Annotated in this window: 16 protein-coding genes; 8 read left to right on the top strand and 8 right to left on the bottom strand. The window is 69.4% G+C overall.

Annotation, left to right across the window (positions count from 1 at the left end):
• Positions 1-20: 20 nt before the first annotated feature.
• Positions 21-1,361: a glycosyl hydrolase family 18 protein gene (locus O7631_RS18805; protein ID WP_278145397.1), complete on the top strand. Its 1,341-nt coding sequence runs from the start codon at positions 21-23 to the stop codon at positions 1,359-1,361.
• Between the two features lie 40 nt (positions 1,362-1,401).
• Here O7631_RS18805 and O7631_RS18800 read toward each other — a convergent pair whose 3' ends face one another.
• A complete protein-coding gene (locus tag O7631_RS18800; protein WP_278145396.1) occupies positions 1,402-1,671 on the bottom strand; it encodes a hypothetical protein in 270 nt (89 codons plus the stop codon).
• Positions 1,672-1,911: 240 nt separating this feature from the next.
• Between O7631_RS18800 and O7631_RS18795 the strand changes: the two genes are divergently transcribed.
• The 3 genes from O7631_RS18795 to O7631_RS18785 all read left to right on the top strand — a co-directional run bounded on the left by O7631_RS18795 (position 1,912) and on the right by O7631_RS18785 (position 7,296).
• Positions 1,912-6,063 carry a SpoIIE family protein phosphatase gene (locus O7631_RS18795; protein ID WP_278145395.1) on the top strand — a complete coding sequence of 1,384 codons (4,152 nt, stop codon included), beginning with the start codon at positions 1,912-1,914 and terminating at the stop codon, positions 6,061-6,063.
• Positions 6,060-6,359 (top strand): STAS domain-containing protein, encoded by a 300-nt coding sequence (locus tag O7631_RS18790; protein ID WP_269678218.1) that lies wholly within the window; start codon positions 6,060-6,062, stop codon positions 6,357-6,359. Before O7631_RS18795 ends, O7631_RS18790 begins: the two co-directional genes overlap by 4 nt.
• A 67-nt stretch (positions 6,360-6,426) precedes the next feature.
• Positions 6,427-7,296, top strand: coding sequence for an oxygenase MpaB family protein (locus O7631_RS18785; RefSeq protein WP_278145394.1), 870 nt, complete (start codon positions 6,427-6,429; stop codon positions 7,294-7,296).
• 638 nt (positions 7,297-7,934) lie between these two features.
• Here O7631_RS18785 and O7631_RS18780 read toward each other — a convergent pair.
• Positions 7,935-8,402: an ArsI/CadI family heavy metal resistance metalloenzyme gene (locus O7631_RS18780; protein WP_278145393.1), complete on the bottom strand. Its 468-nt coding sequence runs from the start codon at positions 8,400-8,402 to the stop codon at positions 7,935-7,937.
• Between the two features lie 77 nt (positions 8,403-8,479).
• Between O7631_RS18780 and O7631_RS18775 the strand changes: the two genes are divergently transcribed.
• The 3 genes from O7631_RS18775 to O7631_RS18765 are packed head-to-tail and all read left to right on the top strand — an operon-like array spanning position 8,480 to position 9,992.
• Entirely contained in the window at positions 8,480-8,854 is a 375-nt protein-coding gene (locus tag O7631_RS18775; protein WP_278145392.1) for a metalloregulator ArsR/SmtB family transcription factor, read from the top strand.
• Positions 8,851-9,588: an MIP/aquaporin family protein gene (locus O7631_RS18770; RefSeq protein ID WP_278145391.1), complete on the top strand. Its 738-nt coding sequence runs from the start codon at positions 8,851-8,853 to the stop codon at positions 9,586-9,588. Before O7631_RS18775 ends, O7631_RS18770 begins: the two co-directional genes overlap by 4 nt.
• The gene (locus tag O7631_RS18765) at positions 9,585-9,992 is read left to right on the top strand and encodes an arsenate reductase ArsC (protein WP_278145390.1); all 408 of its coding nucleotides are present in this window, start codon (positions 9,585-9,587) and stop codon (positions 9,990-9,992) included. The genes O7631_RS18770 and O7631_RS18765 overlap by 4 nt, the downstream gene beginning before the upstream one ends.
• Positions 9,993-10,041: 49 nt before the next feature.
• Here the strand turns inward: O7631_RS18765 and O7631_RS18760 are convergent, their stop codons facing one another.
• The 3 genes from O7631_RS18760 to O7631_RS18750 form a co-directional block, all read right to left on the bottom strand.
• Complete coding sequence (locus O7631_RS18760) at positions 10,042-10,215, bottom strand: hypothetical protein (protein ID WP_278145389.1); 174 nt, start codon at positions 10,213-10,215, stop codon at positions 10,042-10,044.
• On the bottom strand, positions 10,212-10,430 hold the full coding sequence (locus tag O7631_RS18755; protein ID WP_088946984.1) for a hypothetical protein: 219 nt from the start codon (positions 10,428-10,430) through the stop codon (positions 10,212-10,214). Before O7631_RS18755 ends, O7631_RS18760 begins: the two co-directional genes overlap by 4 nt.
• Before the next feature lie 644 nt (positions 10,431-11,074).
• On the bottom strand, positions 11,075-12,286 hold the full coding sequence (locus O7631_RS18750; RefSeq protein WP_278145388.1) for a helix-turn-helix transcriptional regulator: 1,212 nt from the start codon (positions 12,284-12,286) through the stop codon (positions 11,075-11,077).
• Between the two features lie 332 nt (positions 12,287-12,618).
• On the opposite strand from O7631_RS18750, the gene O7631_RS18745 reads away from it, so the two are divergent.
• Positions 12,619-12,963, top strand: a complete 345-nt coding sequence (locus O7631_RS18745) for a cupin domain-containing protein (protein WP_278145387.1) — start codon at positions 12,619-12,621, stop codon at positions 12,961-12,963.
• A 65-nt stretch (positions 12,964-13,028) separates the two neighbouring features.
• On the opposite strand, the gene O7631_RS18740 is transcribed toward O7631_RS18745, so the two are convergent.
• The 3 genes from O7631_RS18740 to O7631_RS18730 all read right to left on the bottom strand — a co-directional run bounded on the left by O7631_RS18740 (position 13,029) and on the right by O7631_RS18730 (position 15,170).
• Positions 13,029-13,610 carry a dihydrofolate reductase family protein gene (locus O7631_RS18740; RefSeq protein WP_278145386.1) on the bottom strand — a complete coding sequence of 194 codons (582 nt, stop codon included), beginning with the start codon at positions 13,608-13,610 and terminating at the stop codon, positions 13,029-13,031.
• Between the two features lie 63 nt (positions 13,611-13,673).
• Positions 13,674-14,513 carry a helix-turn-helix domain-containing protein gene (locus tag O7631_RS18735; protein WP_278145385.1) on the bottom strand — a complete coding sequence of 280 codons (840 nt, stop codon included), beginning with the start codon at positions 14,511-14,513 and terminating at the stop codon, positions 13,674-13,676.
• Between the two features lie 75 nt (positions 14,514-14,588).
• Positions 14,589-15,170, bottom strand: a complete 582-nt coding sequence (locus tag O7631_RS18730; protein ID WP_278145384.1) for a hypothetical protein — start codon at positions 15,168-15,170, stop codon at positions 14,589-14,591.
• Between the last annotated feature and the right edge of the window lie 12 nt (positions 15,171-15,182).

The raw sequence follows: 15,182 nt of genomic DNA, 5'->3' as shown, positions 1-15,182 counted from the left end.
CGAAGCCTGGGGAGTGAGCCATGAGAAGCCGCCGGATCCTCGCAGTGTTGGCCGGGGCGGCGATGACCGTCACGGCCACCGTCGCCTTCGTTCCCAGCAGTACGGCAGCCATGTCCTCGGTCAACGCCGTCCCGATGGTCGCCTGCACCGCACCGGGCTGGGCCGAGGGCAACACCTACCAGGCGGGCGCCCAGGTCACCTACGGCGGCCGGCTCTACCAGGCTCTGGTCACCCACACCGCGCACCCTGGCGCGGGCTGGAACCCGGCGGCGACCCCGTCACTGTGGCGGGATCTCGGCGGGTGCTCGGGGACCACCCCACCCCCCACCACGCCACCGCCGACGACTCCGCCGCCCACCACGCCGCCACCGACCACACCTCCCCCCACCACGCCGCCGCCGACCGGCGGAACCTGTGCGGTGAAGTCGCGGCCCACCGGCAAGGTGTTGCAGGGCTACTGGGAGAACTGGGACGGCGCCTCCAACGGCGTGCACCCCGGGCTCGGCTGGATCCCGATCACCGACAGCCGGCTCACCCAGCACGGCTACAACGTGATCAACGCGGCGTTCCCGGTGATCCGCGCGGACGGCACGGTCCTCTGGGAGAACGGCATGGACGCCGGCGTGAAGGTGGCCACCCCGGCCGAGATGTGCCAGGCCAAAGCGGCCGGCGCCACCATCCTGATGTCGATCGGCGGCGCCGCCGCGGGCATCGACCTGAGCTCCGCCGCCGTCGCCGACCGGTTCATCGCGACGATAGTGCCGATCCTGACGAACTACCACTTCGACGGCATCGACATCGACATCGAGACCGGCCTGACCGGCAGCGGCAACATCAACACCCTGTCCACGTCGCAGGCCAACCTGATCCGGATCATCGACGGCGTGCTGGCCCGGATGCCGTCGAACTTCGGCCTGACCATGGCACCCGAGACCGCCTACGTCACCGGTGGCAGCGTGGTCTACGGCTCGATCTGGGGCTCGTACCTGCCGATCATCAAGAAGTACGTGGACAACGGCCGACTCTGGTGGCTGAACATGCAGTACTACAACGGCAGCATGTACGGCTGCGCCGGCGACTCGTACCCGGCGGGCACCGTGCAGGGATTCACGGTGCAGACGCAGTGCCTGAACAACGGCCTCACCATCCAGGGCACCACGATCCGCGTGCCGTACGACAAGCAGGTCCCGGGCCTGCCCGCGCAGATCGGGGCCGGCGGCGGTTACCTGTCGACGTCGCTGGTCACGCAGGCCTGGAACTCCGTACCCGGTCTCAAGGGCCTGATGACCTGGTCGGCCAACTGGGACGGGTCGAAGGGCTGGACCTTCGGCGACAACGTGAAGCGCCTGCAGGGCCGCTGACGGGCGGTCGCGCGGCAGCGCGGCCGCCCGGCCGGAGTGGTCAGTCCTCGCCAGCGGGTCGACTGCGCACCACCAACTCGTCGATCTCCAGCCGGCCGACGCGTAGCTCCCGCACGATCGCCCGGCGGATCGTCAGCCGCCCGATGGCAAACGCCCCGACGGCGACGGCTCCGACGGCCAGCGCCCCCACGGCGAGGGCTCCGATCGAAGCTGCCCCCACAGCCCACGCGCCCGCGGCCGCCGCGCCGGTCGCCACCGCGCCGTTGGCCCGCGTCCCGGTCAACCGCGTCACGCCCACCTCACGCCTCACTCCTTCATTGTCGGCGTACCGCCGGCTGCTCGCCCTCCCAGATTCCGAAGAAGGTCAAGGCCGGTGCCCCCCACGGACTCCGTCACCGGCTGTTCTGTTCCAGGCCAGCAGACCGGACGTGCCTTAAGATTCCGCGAGGTATCTGCGCCGTCGGCACGTCGGCGCGAATGGCGGCACCGATCCGGGCGGCGAGACGGTGCTGCTGGGTCAGGGCGTGCGGTTCGAGGGAGTGTCGCAACGATGAGCAGCGCCGCACAAGGGCCGTTTACCAGGGAAGATGTCTTCGCTGGCGACGGCGAGATCGGCCGTGACCTCGCGAAGGTGGACTGGGCATCGACTCCGCTGGGGGATCCCGCACTGTGGCCGCAGAGCCTGCGGACGGCGGTGAGCATTCTGCTGTCGTCGCGCTTCCCGATGTGGATGGCCTGGGGTCCTGAGCTGACCTTCTTCTGCAACGCCGCGTACCGGCGTGACACCCTCGGGCGCAAGTACCCGTGGGCTCTGGGTCGACCGGCCAATGAGGTGTGGGCGGAGATCTGGCCGGACATCGGCCCTCGGATCGATCGGGTGCTGACCACCGGTGTCGCGACGTGGGACACGGCGCTGCTGCTGTTTCTGGAGCGGTCCGGTTACCGGGAGGAGAGCTACCACACCTTCTCCTACAGCCCGCTGCGCAACGACGACAACGCCCTGATCGGCATGTTGTGCGTGGTCAGTGAGGACACCGACCGTGTCGTCGGCGAGCGGCGGATGGCCACGCTGCGTGATCTCGGGTCCGATCCCAGTGTGGTGCGTACCGAAGAGGAGATGGTGACCTTCGCCGGCCGGCAGCTCGGCCGCAACGACCTCGACCTTCCGTTCACGGCGATCTACCTTCTCGACGACGACGGCAGCGCCCGTCTGGCGGCGGCCGCCGGCATACCCGCAGGTCACTCCGCAGCCCCGAGCACGATCGCGGCCAACGAGTCGACCCCGGTGTGGCCGGTGGCCGCGCTGGCGCGGGGCGAGTCACCGCTCGTCCCGCTCGATGGCGCTCCGTTCGCGGACCTGCCGACCGGGGCGTGGTCGCAGCCGCCCACCCAGGCGCTCGTGGTGCCGCTGCTGCAACAGGGCGACACGCCGTACGGCTTCCTGGTGGCCGGCCTGAACCGGTACCGACCGCTCGACGACGGGTACCGGGGCTTCGTCGAACTGGCCGCGGGCCACGTCGCGGCCGGCATCGCCAGCGCCCGCAGCTACCAGGCGCAGCAGCAGCGGGCCGAGGAACTCGCCGAGATCGACCGCGCCAAGACGGCGTTCTTCTCCAACATCAGCCACGAGTTCCGCACTCCACTGACGTTGATCATGGGTCCACTGGACGAGTTGCGTACCCGCCTCGGCGACACCGACGAGGAGGTGCGCGAGGAGTTGCGGGTCATGCACCGCAACGGGCTGCGACTCGGAAAGCTGGTCAACGCGCTGCTCGACTTCTCCCGGATCGAAGCCGGCCGGATGGAGGCCCACTACGAGCCGGTGGACCTCGCCGCGGTCACCGCGGATCTCGCCAGCGTGTTCCGCTCCGCCGTCGAACGCGCGGGTCTCACCTTCGAGGTGGACTGCCCCCCACTACCCGAGCCGGTCTACCTCGACCGCGGCATGTGGGAAAAAATCATCCTGAACCTTCTCAGCAACGCCCTGAAGTTCACCTTCGACGGCGCCATCCGGGTACGGGTGCGGGCAGAGCACGGCCGGGCCGTGGTGACAGTTGTCGACACGGGGATCGGGGTGCCCGCCGAGGAGATGCCCCGACTGTTCGAACGGTTCCACCGCATCGACAACGCCCGGTCACGCTCGAACGAGGGCAGCGGCATCGGCCTGGCGCTGGTGCGGGAACTCGTCGGGCTGCAGGGTGGTGACATCAGCGCCGACAGCACCATCGGCCAGGGCACCGCCTTCACCATCGGGCTGCCCTTCGGTAGCGGTCACCTGCCGCCGGGCACCGTCGCCTCCGGCGGGGAGCGCGACGTGTCCGCCGCCGCCGAACCGTTCGTCGAGGAGGCGCTGCGCTGGCTCCCGCAGGAGCCATCAGCGGGTACGCCCGCAGAGGTCGCCGGACCCAGCGGGTGGGAGACGACGACAGACGTACCACCTGGATCGGCGCGCATCCTGGTCGCCGACGACAACGCTGACATGCGGGAGTACCTCAGCCGCCTGCTGCTCGCGGCCGGCTACCGGGTCGAGGCGGTCAACGACGGTCACCTGGCCCTGCAGGCGGCACGCGCCAGTCAACCCGATCTCGTCGTCAGCGACGTGATGATGCCGGGCCTGGACGGTCTGCAACTGGTGGCCGCGCTGCGCGCCGAACCTCGTACGGCGGGCACTCCCGTCCTGCTGCTGTCGGCGCGGGCAGGGCAGGAGGCCTCCATCGAGGGGTTGGAGGCGGGGGCGGACGACTACCTGGTCAAGCCGTTCTCCGCCGCCGAGTTGCTGGCCCGGGTGCGGACGAACGTGACGTTGGCCCGGCTGCGCAACCACCACGCCCGGTGGCGCACCGCCCTGATCGACTCGCTTCAGGAGGCCTTCTTCGTCTGCGACGAGAACGGCGCCGTCATCGAGATCAACACCACCTTCACCGACATCCTCGGCTACGGCCCCGAAGGGCTTCCCTATTCCGCCAATCCCCCGTGGTGGCCGAGCCGGGAGACCGAGCCCGAGGCATACCAGCAGGTCACCGAAGCGCTCACCCAGCTCACGGGTCAGACCAGCGGTGCGTACACGATCCCGGTGACGCACCGGGACGGCCATCGCCTGTGGGCCGCCGCCGCCTTCAACCAGGTGCAGGACCCGGACACCGGCCGACGGGTGATCGTCGGCACCTTCCGCGACGTCACGGCGGAGCACTACGCCGTGCAACGGGAGAGCGCACTGGCCGCCCTGAGCATCCGCCTGTCGCAGGCGGACAACCTCGCCGACGCGTTGCACGGCGTCCTCGACGAGCTACAGGGGCTGTGGCGCGCCACGCGCGTTCTCGCGGCTGTCTTCGACGGCTCCCACACCCCGACGATCACCGCGACCGATCCTCACCAGCGCTGGGACACCCTCACCGACCAGCGCCGGCGGATGCTCACCGACCTGCGCGATCGGCCCCTGCTCACCACTGTCGCGGACCACACCACGGGCGTCGGAATCGCCGTGGAACATCCCCACGGCACGATGGTCCTGTGGATCGACCTCGGCGAGAGGCGCCCCGTCACCGAACAGGACGAGACCCTGCTGGCCCTGCTGGGCGGCCACCTCGGCCAAGGGCTGCGCCGGGTGCAGCACATCGATCAGCAGAGGGAGACCGCCCTGGCGTTGCAACGGGCCATCCTCGGCCCGGCACAGCTGCCCAGCGGCTTCGCCGCGCGGTACGCGCCCGCCACCCGGCCGTTGAAGGTCGGCGGCGACTGGTACGACACCATCGCGCTCGCCGACGGGCAGATCGGCATCGTCGTCGGCGACTGCGTCGGTCACGGACTGCGGGCCGCCACCGTGATGGGCCAGCTCCGCAGCGCCTGCCGTGCCCTGTTGCTGCAGGACTCCAGCCCGTCGCGCACGCTCACCGCACTCGACCGTTTCGCCGCCCAGTTGCCCGGAGCCCTGTGCGCGACGGTCTTCTGCGGCGTCCTCGACCCGACGACCGGCCAGCTGCGCTACGCCAGTGCCGGGCATCCTCCCGCCATTGTCACCTCACCCGACGGCGACACCCGGTTGCTCGACCAGGGCCACTCCCGCCCCCTCGGCGTTCGAGGCAACGCCGAGCGGCCCGAAGCCGAGGAACGGGTGCCGGCGCGGGCCACCCTGATGCTCTACACCGACGGGCTCGTCGAACGCCGCCGCCAACCGCTCACCGCAGGCATCGGGCACGTCGTGACGGTGATCCAGAACGGACGCGCCCACCCCATCGAGACCCTCGCCACCGACGTCATGGATCAACTCAGCCCGCCGGGGGGATACGACGACGACGTCGCGGTCCTGCTCTACCGTCACCCTGGGCCGCTGGAACTCGACTTCGCCGCCGAACGCACCGGCCTCGCACCTGTGCGCAGCGCATTGCGAAGCTGGCTCGAGCGTTGCGGGCTGAGTCCCACCAACGCCTACAACGTCCTGGTGGCCGCCGGCGAAGCCTGCGCCAACGCCATCGAGCACGGACACCGCGACAACCCCGGCGGACGGATCCGGCTACGGGCCACCGCCACCGCCGACGGCCTGCACCTCAGCGTCACCGACAGCGGGCACTGGAAGACACCTCAGCCGGAAGCCGGCAACCACCGGGGACGAGGCCTGCTCCTCATGCGGGCCCTGATGGACGCCATCACCGTCACGCCCAGTGCCACCGGCACCACCATCGACATGCAGGCGAGGATCCCATGAGCACCACACTGACCCTCACCACCGACCAGCAGCCTGACGGCGCCCTCGTCCTCACCGCGACCGGGGAGGTCGACATGAGCAACGCCGCCGACTTCGGGGACGCCCTCACCCGCGCTGTGGAAGCCGCCCCCGGCCCGCTCACGGTCGACCTGACCGCACTGGAATATCTCGACAGCGCGGGCCTGGCCGTCCTGTTCCCCCACGTCGAGCGGATCCACCTCGTCGCCAGCCCGCTCCTGGCTCCCGTCCTGACCATCGCCGGGCTCGCCGACCTGATGACAGTCACTCCTGCCTGACAGATCCCCAAGCCTTTGGCAGGCTTACGGTCTGGCCCCCACATCCGACGGCAGGAGATGCCCACCGATGAAAGGCCGTTACGCCAACCTGACCCGAATCCGGACCCTCGACCCCGAGCGCGACTACCTGGACATCTACCAGACCATGTTGCGCTACGAGTTCCCGTGGGACATGAAGCTCGGCCTCAATCTCGCCTTCAACAGGTCCTTCTCCATCCCCGCCATCGCCGCGGTGCACACCACCACCGGTGAGCTGACCGACCGCACCCAGAAGCGGATCGACGACACGGGCCTGCTGATGTACGAGATGGTGCTCAACGGCTTCGAGCAGCCCCGTGGGCGGGACGCGTTGCGGCGCGTCAACCAGATCCACCGCCCGTACGACATCGGCAACGACGACTTCCGGTACGTCCTCGGCTGCCTGGTGGTCGTTCCGACGCGGTGGCTGCAGGAGTACGGCTGGCGCCCGCCCTGTTGCCACGAGCGGCAGGCCACCTACCTGTTCTACCGAGAACTCGGCAGACGGATGGGCATCACGGACATCCCCGGGTCGTACGAGGAGTTCGAAACCTGGTTCACCACGCACGACGCCGTTCACCTCCAGCCCAACGACGACGCGGCGGCCATCGAACGCGCCACCCGGATGCTGATGCTCACCCGGATCCCCCGGATCCCCCGGATGCTCGGACCGCTGGGGAACGCGCTGGTCAGTGCCATGTACGACGCGCCACTGCGGCAGGCGATGCGCGTCGACGCGCCGCCGTGGCCGGTCCGGGCCGGCCTGCACACGGCGCTGAAGCTGCGCTCGCGGTCGCAGCGGTGGTTCGGCGCGCCACGGACGACGGCGCTGTTCGCCGACGGGATCAAGACCAAGAGCTACCCCGACGGGTACGAGATCAGCCAGCTCGGCCCGCAGCACGACGGCGTGCACGAGTAGGACGACGCCTTGACCTGGTCCAGGCCGGCGAGGCCGACCTCTTCGGTGTGAACTCTCGGCAAATCGGTTGGAGGGGGCTTGGAGCGAGGTCAGACCGACCGACCTGCCTTGATCGACTCCATTTCGGCGAAGTCGCGGTATCAACCCGTCCCGGACACCCCCACATCAGCGAAGTCGTGTGGATCATGTGTGCGATCGGCGTGTGGTCGGTGCCACCCGTCGGCAGCGTCATGCGGATCACCACCGCCGGCGCCCCCCTGCCCAGCCAACGCATCCATGTCGGCGAGCCGGAGCCGCCACGCGGACACGAGAGGCATGCCGCTCATGTCTGCCCTCGTGCGGCACGGCTTGGCGGAAGACCGATTCGCCCACGCCGACGATAATCCCGCCGGCTGCGACACCCTTCGGCCGCAACTGCCTGCGGGACCTCCAAGACAGCACGTCGGAGAGTTGAAGCGGACTTGGAGCGGCATCTCTGTGACCTCCGGCAACGCTGCCCGCACGCTGCTCGGGGCATCCTTTGGATCCTTGTGGTGTCGCGCTGGTTGCCGACGTTTCACGCTGCCTTGTGCCCCCTTGTGGCCCAGCACTGCGCGCCCGCCTTGTGGATCAATGACGGGCGCGCGAGTGCCTAACGATCAGCAGCAGTTCGATGCCGCTCCACTGGTGGCCGGCTGGCTTTCGGCGTCGGTCGATTCGCCGCAGCGGCACTCACCCTCGGCCGTCTTGGTGAGGGTGTCGGCGTCAGCCTTGACGGTGTAGACCTCCCATGGCTCGTTGCCGGGGCCGCGCACCCACACCTTGTCCTGGAGTGCGTAGCAGCACTCGGTGTTGTTCTCCTCAAGGGTGATCAGGCCGGAGTCGGTGAGGCGCTTGGTGGCGGCGTTGACGTCGTCGGTGCTGGCGACCTCGACGCCGAGGTGGTCCAAGACGGTGGGCTCGTCGGCCCCACCCTCAAGGAGCACGAGCTTGAGTGGCGGGTTCTCAATGGCGAAGTTGGCGTAGCCGGGGCGGCGCTTGGCCGGCTCGACGCCAAACAGCTTGCCGTAGAAGGCCACGGAGCCTTCAAGGTCGGATACGCGCAGGGCGAGCTGGACACGGGACACGACCATCTCCTTGTCTAGATGCTTATCGAATCAAGACCTACGTTGCACCCTGTTTCGAAGTCTGTCAAGCTAGACGAATGTCGAAACAAGAGCTGCCGGTGGTGGACCTCAACGCCGTGGCCTGCTGCTCCCCGCTCGCGGTCCGCCCCATGGACGCCGAGCAGGCCGCAGTGGTCGCACCGCTGTTCAAGGCCCTCGGGGATCCGATCCGGCTGCGACTGATGTCGATGATCGCTTCGGTACCGGAGATGTGCGTCTGCGACCTGACCCCGGCGTTCGACCTGTCCGGGCCGACCATCTCCCACCACCTCAAGGTGCTGCGCGAGGCGGGCCTGGTCGACTCGGAGCGGCGCGGCACCTGGGTCTGGTACCGGGTGAAGCCGGAAGCGTTCCGGCAGCTCGGCGCGCTCCTGGACATTTCCGCCGCCCCGGCCGCCAGCAGTACCGCGTGAGCCTTGGCCTGCCCCGGCGGGCCTCGGCGGAGTTCGCCGGCACCGCCCTCCTCGTCGCCGCCGTGGTCGGATCCGGGATCGCCGCCGCCCGGCTCTCCCCCACCGACGTCGGTCTCCAGCTCCTGGAAAACGCGATCGCCACCGCACTGGCCCTGGGCGCGCTGATCCTGACCTTCGGCCCGGTGTCCGGCGCACACTTCAACCCGGTCGTCTCCGCCGTCGACTGGTGGCTCGGCCGCCGCACCGGCACCGGCCTGACCGGGCGGGACCTCGCCGCCTACACCGCCGCACAGACCGGCGGAGCCATCACCGGCGCGGTCCTGGCTCACCTGATGTTCGACCTGCCTGCCGTAACCTGGTCCCGCACCGAACGGACCGGGGGAAACCTGTGGCTGGCCGAGGTGATCGCCACCGCCGGACTGGTCGTCCTGGTCTTCGCCCTCGCCCGCTCCGGCCGCACCACCGCCGCCCCGGCCGCCGTGGGCGCCTACATCGGCGCGGCGTACTGGTTCACCTCGTCGACGTCGTTCGCGAACCCCGCCGTCACCATCGGCCGAGCCTTCACCGACACCTTCGCCGGTATCGCCCCAACCTCGGCACCCGGCTTCATCGCCGCCCAACTCGTCGGCGGCCTGGTCGCCATCGCCGCCCTCGCCGCCTGGTACCCCCACGCCGCCGACACCGCCGAAGCCGTCGTCGTCCCACACCTCACCCAGGAGACCGAAGCTCGATGAGCAGCAAGCCCACCGTCCTGTTCGTCTGCGTCCACAACGCCGGCCGCTCCCAGATGGCCGCCGGCTGGCTGCGCCATTTCGCCGGCGACACCGTTGAGGTCCGCTCTGCCGGCAGCGAACCCGCCGACCACATCAACCCGGTCGCCGTCGAAGCCATGCGGGAAGTCGGCATCGACATCACCGACCAGAGCCCCGCCACGCTCACCTGGGACGCAGCCGAAGCCAGCGACGTCATCATCACCATGGGCTGCGGCGACGCCTGCCCCGTCTTCCCCGGCAAGCGCTACGAAGACTGGAAGCTCACCGACCCCGCCGGCCAACCACTCGACGTCGTCCGCCAGGTCCGCGATGACATCAAGGTCCGGGTCGCCGCTCTGCTCGCCAACCTCCACGGCGAGCGGTGACCCTGCCGCTCGGCTCGGTTTGGCTGGCAGCGATGCTGTACTGCTGGCATCAGACGAGGCGCTGGATGCGCACCTTCGGGTGCACGTTTCTCAGGTGTCCATGCTTGTGCTGGCGGACCTGTTCGTCCCAGACCTCCTGGTCGTAGTCCGGATCTGGCGGGATCCACCTGTGGGAGCCGTCGCTGTAGTGGAACTTCTCGTCGCCGGGCCGCAGGATGCTCACCGAAGCCAGCCGAGGAAGCGTCTGTGCAGCGCCCCCGCCGGCACCCAGGTCAGGTCCTCGGAGGCCCGCACCAGTTGGGCACCTAGGTAGAGAGCCAGGGAGATCGGAGCGTCGTCGAACTCGGCGCGTAGCTCGCGCTGCCGGGTGCGGCAGGGCCACGGCGCATCGCAGCCGCCGCAACTCCAGATCGGCAGCACCGGGCCGTGCGTGGTCACGCGCGGCCTCCGAGCAGCGCCGCCGTCAAAGACCGCGCCTGCCAACTCGTCGCCCAGTTCACCTGCCAGCACGGGTACGGCGTGAACCGCGACCACCACGCGCGGCAGCCGGCGCGAAGGCCGTCTTTCCCGGGCAGATGTACGACCAGGATTCCCGCTCGGTTCGCTCGTGCCCGCCGGCGAGTCGCCCAACCGACCTGCCAGCACGGGTGCGCCGTGTGCGGTGCCCACCACGTCCGGCAGCCGCCGCACATCCCGTTGAATCCTCGGACGTGCACCGGGGTGACTGCCTTCTGCTGCCCGTTGATCACTGCTCACCTTCCTGCGGCCAGTGACCACGACCGATCGGTATCCGGTGCCTGGCGCGGCATGGCAGGTCTGCTTCACAGCGACAGACGTACCGCCAGAGCCGCCACGACCACACCGGCCGATGCCTGCGGGCGAGCGTCAGCGCGGCGGCCGAGAGGTATTCGTCATAAGAGACGCGCCGCACGGACCCTCCTCCTTTGAGCACGAGGACGGCTCCCTGCCCTCGAAGCTGAGGGACACGGCGACCAGGCGTTACCCGCACCGCCCGCCGCATCCCGTGAGCACGAAGCTACGGTGGGTCGCGGAGCGGAATGGGTAAGGTTCCTACCCCTGGCTTACGAGAGCAGCCCGACCTTGACCGCAAGGTCGCGGGCGTCGTCACGAGTGGAACGCGGGCCGTCGAGCAGGTCCAAGGTGATCTGACGGGCGTACCCGTTGAAGCGGATCGTCTCCGGGGCCGACTCGTATGCCTGCCGGAGGGTCGACACGGCTGCCTCCTTGTCATCCTTGCCGTAGTGCGCCCGCGCGACCTCGATGAGATGACGGGCCCGCCGCGGCCTCGACGGGATCGCCGCAGAATCATGACGGTTTGCCTGTCGCACCGCCTCACCGGACTTCTGCAACTCCACCGCCACGGTCACCGCATGAGCGCCCATGATGACCTGCGAAAACGATGTCTGCGGCTGATAGAAGCCCTGCGGCAGGCGCTGCGCCACCCGGTCCGCGCGATCCCAATACCGCCAGGCTCGCCCTTCCTCACCAGCACGAGCGGCGGTATATGCAGCCTCGAAGTTCAGTGCACCCCAGAGCGCCAACAGGTTCGTGTGCCCGTCAGCCGCGCCCAGCTCCAGCGCCGACAGGAGGTCGAGGGTCACGGCCGTCGCGGTGTCCCAGTCACCGGCATCCCGATGCACCTGGCACAGGAACCATCCCGCGCACGCCACCGCCTCCGGGTCGCCGGACTCCTGCGCCGCCACCATCGCCCGGTCCGCGACCCGCCACAACAACTCCGCCGCCGGCTGATAAGCAAGAAACATCTGCGTCAGCCCGAACGTCTCCGCCAACAAGGCCTGAGCCTGCCGACGCTCAACGCCCTCGTACGCCAACGCTGCGCGCTGCGCGTCGCGCAGCAGCCCCGGCAACAACCCGCCCAGCACCGTGCGGTGGTCCGACGCCTGATGGCGGGCTCGCCATGCCACGGCAAGGCGCTCCCTCAAGCTCGTCAACGACTCCGGAGAAACCTCGTCGGACATGGTGAAGCGGTTCACGGCGTCCCGGACGGACGCCAGCGCGGGGTGTTCCGGCCCGTTCACCGCAGCAGACCGGCCACCCAACTCCCCGGCCAACGCGGATACCTCGACTTTGAGAGCACGAGCGATGCGATCCAGCATGTGAATACGCGGCGGCAGGATGCGGTCGGTCTCCACTGCCTTGACCCACTCGGCGCTACGCCCCACCAACCCACCGAGCACCGCACGGGTCTTCCCAGACCGCTCGCGATAGACCTTCAACCGCTGCCCGAACGTCAACTCCGGCAAGGAATCCATCCCGGACCTCCTCTTAGCACGGGACGCATCGTCGGCACCCAGGCCGCCGTACGACCCGACGCTACCGGCCTGTCCGCTGCCTCATAACCCCCACACGCCGCGAGTCAGCTTGCACGCTCAGCCGGAAGGTGAGCTACGTGCCCGGCTCGAAGTTCTGGAACCTGCAATGGCGGGATTTCGGCGTCCTGATCGCGATGACCGTCGTGCTGTCCCTGCTTTCGCTCTGGTGGGTACGCCGCCGACTGGTGTGACGGCACGGCCGGTGAGGGGGCGGGCGGAGCGACTGCCGCCACCGGCCAGCGCTGGGAAACGACTTCCCTTAGTGTTCGGCAATGCAGATCATCGAAGGCGCGGGTCGATGGACCGCGCCCGCCGGGACCGCCAACGACTGGGTCGAACACTTGAGGGTGCCGGACCTGTCGGTGGGAACGTACTGCATCCCGGCGGGTGGTCTCGACGATCAGAGCCCGCACACCGAGGATGAGATCTACGTGGTCACCGCCGGTCGGGCCCGAATCGTGACCCCGGACGGCGCAGCCGAGGTGGGCCCGGGTTCGGTGATCTTCGTGCCGGCCGGCGAGGAACACCGGTTCGACGAGGTGACCGAGGACCTGGCGCTGCTGGTGGTGTTCGGTCCGGCGTACGGCTCGCGCGCTCCGGACCGGCGAGCCGGGTAGTCGGTCCCAGCCTGGCTACAGGTCGATGGCCGCGCCGGGCAGCGCCGTGTCACCGATCGATTCGGTCAACGGCGCACCCGATAGCGCAGGTGGAGCACCCGGTTGCCCTGAATCACCACGTCGGGATCCTCCAACAGGTGCTGCGCGTCGACCGACCCGAAGTAGCGCTTGCCGGACCCGAACACCACGGGTACGACGTCCATGCGCACCTCGTCGACCAGCCCTGCGGCAAGCACCTGACCACCGACGTCGCCGGCGGCGACCTCGACGAGGCGGTCACCCGCCAGCTCCTGCGCCTTGGCCACGGCTGCCTCGACACCGTCGACGAAGTGGAACGGCGCCTCGGGGTTCCAGCCCTCGGGCGCCGGCCGGTGCGTCACGACGACCACGTGGTCGACCCCGCCCGGAGGCTTCCCGTCCCAGCCGTCCGTCATGTCGAACACGTGGCGGCCGGCGATTGTCGTCCCGATCCGGTCCCAGTACGGCCGGGTGTGGTCGTAGGACGCCTGCGACACCTTCAACACGCCGCTCTCGTCGAGCGGCACGTCACCGCTGAGCAACCAGTCGAACAGCCCGCCGGGCTGGTCGTTCTCGTCCGCGATGAAGCCGTCCACCGACACCGAGCCGTACATGACCACTTCGCCCACGGGCGCTCCTCTGCTTGGATCCCCTCAGGTTAGAGGCTCGTGGGCTGCCGCTCTTGTAAGGAATCAATCGGTCGGCAGCGGCCAGCCGTCCATGACGTGGCCGGGATGTTCACGCAGGAACCGCCGCCTGACGTCGACGTACCGTGTGGGTGTGAGGCCGGTGAAGGCCCGGAACTCGTGGCCGAAGTGGGCCTGATCGAAGTAGCCCGCTCTGCTGGCGAGGTCGGCCCAGTCGATCGGCTCGGCGGGGTTGATCGAGAACACGCTGGCGGCGAAGCGGTAGGTGCGGGCCAACCGCTTCGGCGTGACGCCGACGAGCTGCTTGAACCGCTGCGTCAGGTGAGTGCTGCTGACACCGGCGGAAGCCCTCAGGTCGTCGATGGCCACCGCCCCGCTGGTCGCAGCGATGACGCTGCTCGTGTGGCGGATTAGCCCCAGACCGGCCGTGTCGGCCAGCCGTCGCATCAGCTCCTCCTCCAGCAGTGTCAGCATCTCGTGCGGCCCCTCGGCGGTAGCCAGCCGGTCTCGCAACTCGGCAACGGCGGCCCGACCCCAGACCTGCTCCACCGTCACCGGTCGGTCGCACAGCTCGACCGCGGGCATCGGCAGGAACGGCGCCAGCCCCCACGGCTTGACGTGCACGCCGACCGACCGCGTCGGCAGCGGGTAGCTGAACTCGAACGCGCGGGTGGGCGTCGTGACCACGCAGCCGTCGGCGTACTCGGTCGTCTCGATGTCGGTGCCGCCGCGGATGCGAAACGGTGCACCGAGGTTGACGATGAGCAACGCCGCCGGCATCGGCGGCAGCGTCAGCCGGGCGTACGGCGGCGCGCCCTCCAGGTAGTAGAGGTCGTCGATCAGCCCGTCCAGCGGCGGTCGCGGCACTCTGGACACGTACTCCACGCCCACAGCATCACCGACGCCCCGCCGGAGCCGTGCGCCGGGATGGCCTCGACCGACGCCGATCCGGAGACCAGTTCAGGTTCTGTCGCGCTGGCGGCGGGATTCGATGTCGCGCAGCACGTCGGGGTCCCACTGGCTGGCGTTCCAGTCGTCGCTGGTCGGAGTGGGCGACAACGGCCAGCCCCGGTCCTGCCCGGTGACCGGCGGATAGTGTCCGGCGACGATTCGGTCGACGTCAGCGATCAGCCGCAGGACCCGCGCCCGGCTGTGCAGCACGCCCCCGACCAACGCGGCAGCTCCGAGTGTGCGCAGAGCCGCCTGGCCGAACAGGACGGCCGGGGCGGATCGGTCAGAAGCGAGCCAGGCCACGGCGGCGCTCACGAAGAGGCAGGTGGAGAAGACGCGTATGCCCCAGTGACGGCTGTACGAGCGGCCGGAGGAGCCGTGCGCCTCGGCGAGTTGACGGGTGCCGCGGCCCCAGATCAGCCCGCTGACGACCAGGCCGATGATGGCGGCGATCAGGGTCAGGTTGGCCAGGAGGTATCCGAGCGCTGCTGCCGTGCTGGACGACGACGGCGGACCGCCCCGGTCGCCCAAGGTGCCGAAAACGGCCACGGCGATCGCAGCTATGGCGTAGACGATGGCGATCCCGATCACGAACCAGGTCGC

Origin of the sequence: Micromonospora sp. WMMD967 (assembly GCF_029626165.1) — a bacterium.
In the GTDB taxonomy this organism is placed as follows: Bacteria; Actinomycetota; Actinomycetes; order Mycobacteriales; family Micromonosporaceae; genus Micromonospora; species Micromonospora taraxaci.
The sequence above is the reverse complement of the archived record's forward strand: the minus strand, read 5'-3'. Positions and strand labels throughout refer to the sequence as shown.